Source organism: Pseudooceanicola sp. (assembly GCF_041987405.1).
Lineage (GTDB): Bacteria > Pseudomonadota > Alphaproteobacteria > Rhodobacterales > Rhodobacteraceae > Pseudooceanicola.
In genome coordinates this window covers 762290-773735 of sequence record NZ_JBHIWR010000001.1, presented here as the reverse complement: position 1 = coordinate 773735, position 11446 = coordinate 762290, and the positions used below count along the sequence as shown (strand labels likewise).

The window sequence follows — 11446 nt, the reverse complement described above, 5'->3', positions numbered from 1 at the left end:
AAGAATTTGAAGGAGGAACCAAAATGGCAACTAAGGACACCGAGACCGAGAAGGACGAGGCACCCAAGGGCACACCGGACGAAATCGGCGCTCCCGCCGCCCCGGTGGTGAACTGGGATGACAGCCAGATGCGTACGACCTACGCCAATGTGGTGAACGCGGCCTCGACCCGCGAGGAGGTGACGCTGTTCTTCGGGACGAACCAGACCTGGAACCCCACCACGGCCAAGAGCTTTGACGTGAAGCTGGAAGAGCGGGTCGTGTTGAACCCCCATGCTGCCAAACGGCTGTTTGTGTTGATGGGCGCCGTTCTGGCGCAGTACGAAAAGCGCTTTGGCGAGGTCAAGCTGGACGGTCTTCAGGCCGCCGCCGCTGCCGCCAAGAACGGAGCGAAGAACTGACCGCGGAATTGCGGAAAGGCTGATCGATGGCGGAAGGCCGTGACACGACCGAACCGCGGCAGGATGCCGAGGTTTCGGTTCTGGATCAGGCGCTTTGGTCGCGATTCTCCGAGGATCGCGACCTGCGCGACTTTGCACGTGTCTGGTTGGCGTTGCAGATCAGGCAGCTTGGAACCCCCGAACGCGCGACGCTTGTCCTGGAAACCGCCCAGGGCATGATCCCGGTGGCCAACTGGCCCAAGGACAGCCGCGCAACGCCCGACCTGGCCAATGGCATCGAAGAAGCGCTGGACAAGGAGCGCGATGTTGTCTCTGGCGGTCGCATCCTCGTAAAGGTGCTGACCGTGGATGGCGAAGTGATGGGCGCCGCGGCCTTTGAATTCAGCACCCCCCCCAAGGACCCCGGGCATGCGTTCCGTGTGCTCAACTGGGGGATCGGGTGGCTGAACGCGGCCGTGCGCCGTGACCTGTCCCTCTCGGACCGGCTGGAACGAGAAAAGCAGGCGGCGGTTCTGGATGTGCTGGGCGCCGCACTGGATGCGGCGGATACCCGGGCCGCCTCGATCGCTGCGGCGACACAACTGGCCCGACGGCTGGATTGTGCCCAGGTCGCCATCGGATTCCTGCGCCGCCGACGCGTGCGGCTGGAGGCGGTTTCCGATGTGGCGGATTTCCGGATGGACAGCCTTTTTTCCGAAAAGCTGGCCCAGGCCATGGCCGAAGCCACAGATCAGGAGGGCACGGTCCTGCACCCCCGGCGGGAGGGCATGGCATATGCGGTCACCACACTGCATGCGGAACTGGCACGGATGCGGGCCACGGGCGATCTGCTGACCGTCCCGCTGTTCCTGCGGGACCGGGTGATTGGGGCGCTACATCTCGAAAAACGACCCGGCGAGGCATTCGACGACTTGGACCTGATGATTGCGGAGGCAACGGCTTCGGCCCTTGCCCCTATGCTGGACGAGAAACGGCGCGCCGACCGATCGGCACTGCGCATCGGCGCCGCGTCGCTCTGGCGGCAGGTCAAGCGGTTGCTGGGGCCGGGGTACATCGGGCGCAAGCTGGTGCTGATCACCCTGGCCGTCGTGATTGCCTTCTCTGCCATTGCGCGCGGCGATTACCGCGTTGCGGCGGAGTCCGAGGTGCAAGGGCTCGTCGTCCGCTCCCTCGTGTCGCCGTTTGATGGCAACGTGGCCGAACAATACGTGCGAGCAGGCGATGTGATCCGCGAGGGCGAGCCTCTGGCGCGGCTGGATGAGCGGGACCTTCAGATCGAACTGCTGCGCTGGCGTACCGATCTCAGCCGGTTCGAGGGCGAATATGACCGGGCGCTTGGCGAGCGCAATGCCGCCGCCGCCCGCATTGCCCAGGCCGAGGTCGAACAGGCCCGGGCCAAGGCGACGCTGGTGGAGCGGCAGATCGCACGCTCCGCCCTGACCGCCCCCTTCGACGCTATCGTGATCGAGGGCGATCTGAGCCAGTCGATCGGCCGCGCCGTGCGCCGCGGAGAGGAGCTGTTCCAGATCGCGCCGCTGGAAAGCTACCGAGTCTCGATGGAGGTCGACGAGGCGCAACTGGACGATATCGTCATCGGCCAGACCGGCACGCTGGTGCTGTCCTCGCTGCCCGACCAGAGCTATCAGGTCGAAGTCACACGGATTACCCCGCGGCTGGACGCCAAGGATGGCAAGAACATCGCCATGATAGAGGGGCGGCTGCTGGAAACATCGCCGCAGATCCGGCCCGGCATGCGCGGCATTGCCAAGGTCGATGTGGAGGAACGGCTGTTGATCCGTGTCTGGGCGCAGCCAATGATCGACTGGATCCGCCTGGCCATCTGGCGCTGGACACCCTGAGGCTGCCATGGCGACAAGCTTCGAAAGCCAGAGCTGGTACCGCGCGGCGCATCTGCGCCCGGTCCTGGCGCGCCGGTCCGAAGTGTCGCGACAGTTGTTCCGGGGTCACGTCTGGTATGTCATCCGTGACCCGCTGACCGGCAAATACGCCCGGGTGACTGAATCCGCCCATTGGCTGGTGGCGCAGATGGATGGCCGCCGCACCCTGGGCGAAGTCTGGGATGCGGCCTGCGAGGAGTTGGGCGACGGGGCCCCGGCCCAGGACGAGCTGCTGGCGCTGATCTCGCAACTGGCAGGGCTCGACCTGCTGCACACCGACGGCTTTCCGGATGTGGACGCCATGTCCGAAAGGGCCGGGAAGGTCCGGCGCAAGACATTGGTGTCGCGGTTCCTCAACCCGCTGGCTGTCCGTTTCCCCCTGTTCGATCCAAATGCTGTTCTGGATGCCCTCTGGCCCTTCGCGCGGCCCTTCTTCAGCGTCTTCGGCGCGGTGTTCTATGTCCTTCTGCTCAGCGCGGGGACGATCCAGGCAGGGCGCCACTGGGATGAACTGACCGGCAACCTGCTGGACCGTATCTTGGCGATGGAAAGCCTGATCCTGCTGATCCTCGTCTATCCGGTGGTCAAGCTGCTGCACGAGCTGGGCCATGGCTTCGCGGTCAAGAAATGGCGGGGCGAGGTGCGTGAGGTCGGGGTGATGATGCTGGTGTTCATCCCGGTGCCGTATGTCGATGCCTCGGCCTCGACCGCCTATACCAGCAAGTGGCGCCGCATCCTCGTCTCCGGCGCGGGGATTCTGGTGGAGCTTGGCCTGGCGGCCGGCGCAATGCTGCTCTGGGTGCAGCTGGAGGACGGGCTGCTGCGGGCGGCTTGTTTCAACGTGATGCTGATCGGCGGGATTTCGACCCTGCTGTTCAACGGCAATCCGCTACTGCGCTTCGACGGCTACTTCGTCTTTTCCGACCTGCTGGAGCTGCCCAACCTGTCGACCCGAGCCAATCGCTTTATCGGCTATCTGATCCAGCGCTACGGCTTCGGCAACACCAAGGCCAAGACACCGGTGCGTGCGGATGGGGAACGCTTCTGGTTCTTCACCTACGCCATCGCGGCTTTTGGCTATCGCCTGCTGATCTCCACCACCATCGTGATGGTGGTGGCGACGCGGTTCTTTGCCCTGGGCGTTTTGCTGGCCATGTGGTCGGCGACGCTGATCTTCCTGTTCCCGCTGGCCAAACACCTGAAATTTGTCGCCACAAGCGACAGTCTACGGGGTATCCGTCATCGGGCCGTTGCGGTGGTCGTGGTGCTGATGGTGCTTCTGATCGGCAGCCTGGGCTTCCTGCCCGTGCCCTATCGCACGATCGCTCAGGGGGTGGTCTATGCGCCCTACGAAGCGACGGTGCATGCGACGGAACCGGGCGAGGTGGCACAGTTGATCAGTGACCCCGGCGCACGGGTCGAGGCCGGGGCGCCCATCCTGGCCATAGCCGACCCGCTGGCCGAGGCGCGGCTGGAGTCGGCAGAGGCGGATGCCCGCAAATTCCGCATCCGTTATGAACAGGCGCTGAGCGAAAGCGCATATGATGTCCGGCTGTGGCGTGCCCAAGCCGCCAAGGCGGAACAGGAGGCGGCGCAATTGCGCGACCGGCTGGCCTCCATGACCCTGCGCGCGCCGCGCAGCGGGTTGTTCGTTCTGCCGGAGGCGGCGGATCTGGAGGGCAAGTTCCTGATGCGAGGGGATGTCGTCGGGTACTTGATCGATCCGGAGGATCTGATCGTCCGGGTGGCGGTGCATCAGGATCAGGCCGATCTGGTTCGGTCGCGCAGCCGGGGCCTGGCACTGCGCACCGCCGACGATCTTTCGACGATCCGTCCCGCCCATATCGTGCGTGAAGTTCCGTCACTGGGGCAGCGCATCGCCTCCCGCGCATTAACACTGGACGGGGGCGGACTTTTTGCGCCCGATCCCGAGCGTGGACCGGAGCCGCATACGCTGGAGCCTATCCTGCAATTCGATGTCGCGCCGGACCAGCCGCTGGAGGCGGCGGAGATCGGGATGCGCGTCTATGTCCGGATTGACCATGGCGAGGAACCGATTGCTGTTCGCGCCTACCGTCGTGTCCGCCAGCTGTTCCTGAAGCGGTTCAATGTCTGACCTGGCGCATACCCCCCTGATGGGCCGGGCCGCACAGATGCCCCGGCTGCGAGAGCTGCGCCAGATGGCGCGGGCCGAAACCAGCGCGCGGCCTGTCGACTGGCGCTATCAGGTTACGACCCGGGTCGAACCGATGATCGGGCCGGTACGGGACCCGGTGATCCGCCTGCGCCTTCGCATGGCAGCCCTGCGCGTTTCGGGCCATGCGGCACGCTATCGCAAGTGGTCGATGGAGGAGCTGCAGGCGGCGTTGGATGAAATCGCGCCGCGCCTGCGCCGGGATCGCCCCTACACGAGGGCATCGCTGCGGGCCCTCGGGCTTATCGCGGCCATCTGTGACAAGGTTCAGGGGCTGACGCCGTTTCCGACGCAGATCATGGGCGCGCTGGCCATCTGTTCCGGCCGCCTGGTGGAGATGGAGACGGGCTCGGGAAAGACCCTGACCGCGGCGCTGGCGGCTGGGCTGGCCGGGTTGAGCGGTGAGGACGTGCATGTCGTCACCGCCAATGACTACCTGGCGGAACGGGACCACGACAGTTTCGCGGATTTCTATCAGGCGCTCGGACTGACGACGGGCCTTGTGGTGCATTCCGTCCCGCCTGCGGACCGGGCCCCGGCCTATCGGGCCCGGGTGGTCTATGCCTCCAACAAGGAGATCGCCTTCGACTACCTGCGCAACAGGATCATGCTGGGCGGGGCGCAGGGGGCGATCCGGCTGTCGCTGGAAACCGTGCATGTGGAGCGCGCGCGGGCGGCGGGGTTGACGATGAACGGCTTGCCCTTCGCGATCGTGGACGAGGCCGACAGCGTACTGATCGACGAGTGCCGCACGCCGCTGATCATCTCCGAAACCGCCCCGCCGGAGCCGGACTGGGCACTGCAGGCGCTCTCGCTGGTGGATGCGCTGGAGCATGGGCGCGACTTCACCGTCGATGACCAACGGCGGTTGGTTGAACTTACCCCACGGGGGGAGGCCCGACTAGCCGAGAAGGGCGAGGAGATCGGCGGGATCTGGCGCAACTCCGTCCGGCGCAACCACGCCGCCGTGCAGGCGCTCAGCGCGGAACATCTGTTTGTGCGCGATGAGCATTATATCGTGCGCGACGGCAAGGTGGCGCTGATCGACGAATTCACCGGCCGCGTGGCCGAGGATCGCGCGCTTGGCGACGGGCTGCAGCAGATCGTCGAGGCACGCGAGGGGGTGGAGATCACGGGCCGCCGCCTGACCAAGGGCCGCATGACCTATCAGCGCTTCTTCCGCCGCTACCGCAAGCTGGCCGGCATGACCGGCACCGCACGCGAAGTCGCTGGCGAGTTTCGCGCGGTCTACGGCTTGCCGGTGCTCAGCCTGCCGCCGCCGAAACGGTCGCGCCGCAAATACCTGCGGGTGCGAATCCATAGCACGCAGGAGGATAAGTGGGCGGTCGTCGCGGAGCGAGCGGCCAGGTTCGCAGCGAAGGGCCGCCCTGTCCTGCTGGCCACGCGCACGATCCGCGCCAGCATGGAGTTGGACGAACAACTTAAGGCTGCCGGGGTGGAGGCGACGTTGCTGAACGCCGCGCAAGATGCGGACGAAGCCGAAATCATCGCCGAGGCGGGCAATGCGGGACAGGTCACTCTGGCCACGAACATGGCCGGGCGCGGCGTCGACATCATGCTGTCGGAGGAGGTGCGCGCCGCCGGAGGGCTGCACGTCATCCTGACAGAAGTGAACGAGGCCGGGCGGATCGATCGGCAGGTTCTGGGCCGCTGCGCCCGACAGGGGGACCCCGGCAGTTGCGAGGTGATCCTGGCCCGGGACGACGGCATTGTCGCCAAATTCGGCTCGCGCCGGACCCGGTCGCGCCTGGGCACCTGGCAGGGCGTACAGAAGGCCCAGCGCCGCGCGGAAAAACTCATGGCCCGTGCACGGCTCGACCTACTGAGGTACGATCTTCAGCGGGACGGGTTTCTCGGATTTCTTGGAGGATCGGAATGAAACGACTGACATTGCTGGCCATTCTGGCGGCGCCTCCCGCGATGGCGCAGAACATGGTCGACTGCGTGCTCGAACCCGCCTCCCGTCTGACCGTCACATCCAGCGTCGACGGCGTCATACGCGAAATACCGGTGCGGCGGGGCGATATGGTGGAGGAGGGGGATCTCCTCTACCGCCTGGACAGCGAGATCGAGGAACTGCAACTGGAACTGTCGCGCACCCGGGCGGAGTCGGATGTGGATGTGCGCGCGCAGCAGACGCGCCTGGAGCTGCGGCAGCGCGAGTACGAACGGGTGGAGGAACTATCCAACCGCAATGTCGCCGCCAGTGCCGCGCTGGACGATGCGTCGATCGAACTTGCTCTGACCGAACTGGCGCTGGAGCAGTCGGAATTCGATCGGAAGCTCGCCGCGATCGAGGTGCGCCAGGCAGAGGCCCTGCTGGAGCGTCGCTCGGTGCGCAGCCCGGTGTCCGGCCTCGTCGTGGCGGTGGAGGCGACCGTGGGCGAATATGCGGCGGAGCAGGCCGCGATCATGGAAATCATCGAAACCGATCCCGTCCATGTCGAGGTCTTTGCGCCGGGTGAACTGTTCGGGCACATTGGTGTCGGCGATCTGTACCAGGTCGATCTGAACCCGCCCTTGCAGGGTCAGTTCGAAGGCGAGGTGGTCATCGTCGACCGATTCCTGGATGCGGCCAGCGGCACCTTCGGGATTCAGCTGTCGGTGTCGAACCCGGAAAGCAAGGTTCCGACCGGCGCGCGGTGCCGGATCGATTTCGGACCGCGGGGGTAGCGGCACTCGGGTTGCAGGACCCTAATAACAATTTTTGTGCAGCCATATCTTTTCTTTCCAAAGCCGCTGAGAAAATTTACCTCCTTAATACGTGGAGTGCGCCAACTGAAGACTCAAGCATGAGCGAACACCGTAGTCGCGATGCTAACGCCGTCTTCGGGAGTGTCTTTTAGCTCCAATAAATCGGATCGGATCAGGCGAATGCTATTCCGACCTACGCCCTTCGCTACGCTGATTACCGGTGTCGGCTTTGACGGACCAAGCAACCTGGGCAAATGCATTTGTAGATTAGAACGTGTTGATCGAGATGCCCACGAAGGCTTCTTCGGTATCAAATTTGTAACCGGCACGGAAACGCGCCTTGGTGTTCGGGATACCGAAAGCCAAGGCCGCAACCTTGTCTCGGAAACCATCGTCGTCACCGAGGTAGCTGAACTCGACCGTCACGTCTGGCTTGTCAAAGCCGATGGCGGCAAGGGCGAAATACCCGCGGTCGATTGTCGTCGCTTCGCCAAGCAGGAAAATACTGCCAAAACTTGTGGGTTGGTAATGTTCGGCCACGAGACGTATCCCGCCCTTGAGGGTGTCCGGCCCCTCAATCTGGAGCGCCGGTCCCACGCGGAAGGTGACCGGCGTTCCCAGGGTAAATTTGTAGCTGGCCGTCAGGGTCAGATCTTCCCGCCCAATGTTGTCGCTGAACACCATGCCGTATGCCAGGCGCTCCCTTTCGACCGAGATCACGGCGGTTCTGGTCTTTTCGCCGAGGTCCAGTTGATAGAACTCCCCGTCGGCCTTTGCAGCCAGGGCGGTGAGCGCAAGCATCGCGGCGGTGTAGCCGAGTGTTGTCGTCGCTGCGGTCAAGTGTTGCTCCTTATCTGCTTGCCTTGTTGCGGCTGATGCGTGAGATGCGACGTGCCATGTCGCCCAGCATGTTCCACGTATTCACAGCACTGATACCGGGCGTATTATCCTCGGTATAGAATTTCATGAACAGGGCGTCGCGCTGTTCATGGTCGGGCATGAGTTCCACGCGCACCCCGTCCGCTGTCTGCGCCAGCACGAAGACTGGCAGTTCGCCCACGTCCGGCAGGTCGATCTTTCCGTAGGAGCCGGTGCTGAAATGGCCGCCCCTCAGTCGCGCGGTGTCCTGCGTCAGGCTGGTGATCCACATGCGCTTTGCGACGCTGTCCGAGGTGAAGGTGACGCGCTCTGGCGTGTCGGCAACGTGGCGCTCGCGCCGGGGCAGTTCGACACAGGCGATGATCGTCAGCGTCAACACGACCATGTTGTAGATTGTCCAGAACAGGATGACCCATTTGCCTTCGCCTGCGTCGTTGAAAGCAAATCGGTCGGCCACGATGCCCAGCAACAGCCCGATGATCGTCAGCGCGAGAAGGACGGCGAAGGGTGCCAGCATGTTCCATTGCACCACGATGCGGCTGCGGTCGCCGCCCTTGGCGGTCACGCTGAAGGGGTGGCCATGCGGCTGCACCAGCCCGGTGAACGCCGCTCGGGTGATCGGCAGCGCGCCCAGCAACTGGCTGACATCGGTCAGTATCGGCACCACGTTGCCGCGCGACACCAGGTTGATTGCCATCAGGTTCCAGGCGAAGAAACAGCCGAAATAGCTTATGACATCGGCCGGACTGGCATCGACGACGGTCACGTCGCCGTACCAGTAGAGCAGAGGGAAAAACATGGCCGCGATGCGGAACGGAAAGGTCGTGATCCAGTAGAGGCCGGCGTCAATGACGCTCCATCGGTCGCGCAGTCGCAGCCCGTTCCTGCGGAATGGCCCTACCCGGCTGCGCGCGATCTGCATCATGCCGAGGCACCAGCGCGAGCGTTGCGTGACGTATTCCTTCAATCCCTCCGGTGCGAGGCCTTCTGTCAACGGCTCGTTGAGGTAGGCGGTGTGCCAGCCTGCATTCTGCAGGCACAGCGTGATCATATAGTCTTCGGTAATGCTGTCGGTGGGAAAGCCCCCAATATCCTTCAACGCGTCCAGCCGCATGATCGAGGATGTCCCACAGCAGAAGGCGACGCCCCAGGCATCGCGCGAGGGCTGCATGTCATCGAAAAAGAAGCGCTGCTCGTCGGGGTAGGAACGGCTAATGCCGAGGTTGTGCTGGATCGGGTCGGCATTGAAGAAATGCTGCGGCGTCTGAACCAGACCCACAGCCGGGTCGTGAAACAGCGCCAGCGTGCGCGACAGGAACCCTCGATGGGGCACGAAATCAGCATCCAGCACAGCGATGAAGTCCGGGGGCGTTTCCCGTGCCCAGAGCACCTCGAGCGTATGGTTTATGTTGCCCGCCTTGGCGTGCTTGTTGTCGGGCCGACGCATGTAGGTGACACCTTGGACCTCGCAATAATCCCTCAACCAATCGCGGCGCCCGTCATCGAGAACCATGACCTCTTTGTTGGGGTGGCGCAGGGCCTTGGCGCCGATGATGGTGCGTTCCAGTACCTCCAGTTCCTCGTTGTAGGTCGCGATGAGGATCGCGACACCGGGCGGGCTGTCGCCCCACCAACTGGCATTGCGGTCCGCGTCGGGGCTTCGGTCGCGGTGACGCATCAGGATGACGAAGGCGCTGATCGAACTCACGATGGCCATCAGTTCCAGCCCCAGCAGCAGGCCGCTGGCAAGAAAATCCAGTGTCCAGCCAACCGGGGCGATGGTTTCGGTCGTGCGCCACCATGCGTAGCGGATCGCGAAAATGATCGCGATCACGAACAGGAAGACACGATGATACGTGGTCTTCGGATTGATCAAGGATGGAAGGACCAGGGCCGCGCCGATGATCGGGATCACGTGCATCAGGCTTGAGCCGAGGTCGCCGAGGTAAAGGTTGGGCAGCATTACTCCCAGAACTTCCACAATATATCGAGTGGCCGATCATCGAAGAAGACGCGGCCCGTCCGGCCGATGCTGCACCCCTTCGCCGGGTCTGCCCTCAGTTCCGGAACGACAAGCGCGACGTCGTAGCGTTGCAGATGTTCTTCGCTCGGGGCCACCGCCATACCTTCATAAACCGAGGCCGCGCCAGAGCCGGCCAGGCGGGCGACCGTGCCCCGCATCACCCTGTCTCCGCCAAGCGGGCGGAACATTGCTGCGTCGCCGGTGGACAGCGAATTGTATATGGTTTCCGACACCGAAAGCGTGACCAGCACCGAGGCGCAGTCGGCGATGTCCATGATGGGGTCGCCACGTTGGACGTTTACGCCGTTGGCAGCCAGTTCCTGCCACAGAACGCCGTTGACCGGCGAATAGAGCGTATCTCCGCGCAGCCCGACAACGCTCGAAAGTTCCCGCTCGATGCGTGTTTCGTAAGCCGCTAACTGCTTTTCGGCGCGGGTGATATCTGCCTTGACGAGCGCAAGCGCGATTTTCGCTTCGCGTTGGCGCAGTGCCATGTTCCAGGCCGCGCTCGCGGAGCCGTCATGGTATATCACGTCTCGTGCGGCTTGCAGATCGCCGAAGTTCTCGGCGCCGCCGTCCGGAATAACGTTGGAGAGTTCGAGAAAGCGCGCGGGGTCATCCGCGTCCGGGGCCAGCTTGTCCTCGACAAGCGAACCGTTGGCCTCTCGGGCAGTGGTCTCGTCCGGACCCCTCGAGACGTCCCTATCCGAGGCGATTTCGCCTGTCTGAAACACAAGCTCTCCCGTCCGGGCGGCAGCGTATTTTCCGGCTGTCGTCTGGATCCAGCGCAGGGCCTCCTGCCGTGCATCGCGTTCGGCGACGTAGCGCTCACGCTCGGCCGCCAAAAGGTCCCGCTCCAACTGAAGATCGTTGAGGCGCACCCGGTCCACTCTCGCGTTTTCGATTTCAAAAAGCGCCGCGCCCTTTGTGATGATGGCCCCGGGTGCGCGATCGGGGAGGGACACATCCCCGGCCACCGGGGCCCGGACTGTCGATAGAGGCGCGTTGATAAATGCATCAGAACTCGCGCCTGCCATCTGTTCCACGACGATGATGTAGAGCGCGCCGAAAAGCAGGGAAAAGCCAATACACAGACGAAGATAACGCAAACTTGAGCCCCCTCACAACCGAAGGTATATTCCGCATGCATCTATAACAACCAAGGTGACGATAGTATGGCGTGACGGCGAATATTCGCTGTCCGATCCACCGAAGGCAGTAGGCAGGTTGTTGCCGTGGGGGAGCGAATTCCGGGCAATACACCTTAAAGTTGCCAAAATTCGTAACTATCCGTTGTTGGCTGATATCGGATGCTCGCACTGGCGTCGCATACTGC

General features: G+C 63.6%; 8 protein-coding genes. 5 read left to right on the top strand and 3 right to left on the bottom strand.

Annotated elements, in window-relative coordinates; genetic code table 11:
• Window positions 1-23 precede the first annotated feature (23 nt).
• Genes ACFC2Y_RS03615 through ACFC2Y_RS03595 form a run of 5 tightly spaced genes read left to right on the top strand, consistent with a single transcriptional unit; the run spans window position 24 to window position 7187 of the window.
• Window positions 24-401 (top strand): DUF3467 domain-containing protein, encoded by a 378-nt coding sequence (locus tag ACFC2Y_RS03615; protein WP_375173687.1) that lies wholly within the window; start codon window positions 24-26, stop codon window positions 399-401.
• 26 nt (window positions 402-427) lie between these two features.
• Window positions 428-2260 (top strand): HlyD family efflux transporter periplasmic adaptor subunit, encoded by a 1833-nt coding sequence (locus tag ACFC2Y_RS03610; RefSeq protein ID WP_375173686.1) that lies wholly within the window; start codon window positions 428-430, stop codon window positions 2258-2260.
• Window positions 2261-2267: 7 nt separating this feature from the next.
• A complete protein-coding gene (locus ACFC2Y_RS03605) occupies window positions 2268-4415 on the top strand; it encodes a PqqD family peptide modification chaperone (RefSeq protein ID WP_375173685.1) in 2148 nt (715 codons plus the stop codon).
• Complete coding sequence (locus tag ACFC2Y_RS03600) at window positions 4408-6393, top strand: hypothetical protein (RefSeq protein ID WP_375173684.1); 1986 nt, start codon at window positions 4408-4410, stop codon at window positions 6391-6393. The genes ACFC2Y_RS03605 and ACFC2Y_RS03600 overlap by 8 nt, the downstream gene beginning before the upstream one ends.
• On the top strand, window positions 6390-7187 hold the full coding sequence (locus ACFC2Y_RS03595; RefSeq protein WP_375173683.1) for an efflux RND transporter periplasmic adaptor subunit: 798 nt from the start codon (window positions 6390-6392) through the stop codon (window positions 7185-7187). The genes ACFC2Y_RS03600 and ACFC2Y_RS03595 overlap by 4 nt, the downstream gene beginning before the upstream one ends.
• Window positions 7188-7475: 288 nt before the next feature.
• Here ACFC2Y_RS03595 and ACFC2Y_RS03590 read toward each other — a convergent pair whose 3' ends face one another.
• The 3 genes from ACFC2Y_RS03590 to ACFC2Y_RS03580 are packed head-to-tail and all read right to left on the bottom strand — an operon-like array spanning window position 7476 to window position 11219.
• Complete coding sequence (locus tag ACFC2Y_RS03590; protein ID WP_375173682.1) at window positions 7476-8048, bottom strand: hypothetical protein; 573 nt, start codon at window positions 8046-8048, stop codon at window positions 7476-7478.
• A gap of 10 nt (window positions 8049-8058) precedes the next feature.
• Window positions 8059-10050, bottom strand: a complete 1992-nt coding sequence (locus ACFC2Y_RS03585; RefSeq protein ID WP_375173681.1) for a glycosyltransferase — start codon at window positions 10048-10050, stop codon at window positions 8059-8061.
• Window positions 10050-11219, bottom strand: coding sequence for an HlyD family efflux transporter periplasmic adaptor subunit (locus ACFC2Y_RS03580; RefSeq protein ID WP_375173680.1), 1170 nt, complete (start codon window positions 11217-11219; stop codon window positions 10050-10052). Before ACFC2Y_RS03580 ends, ACFC2Y_RS03585 begins: the two co-directional genes overlap by 1 nt.
• Between the last annotated feature and the right edge of the window lie 227 nt (window positions 11220-11446).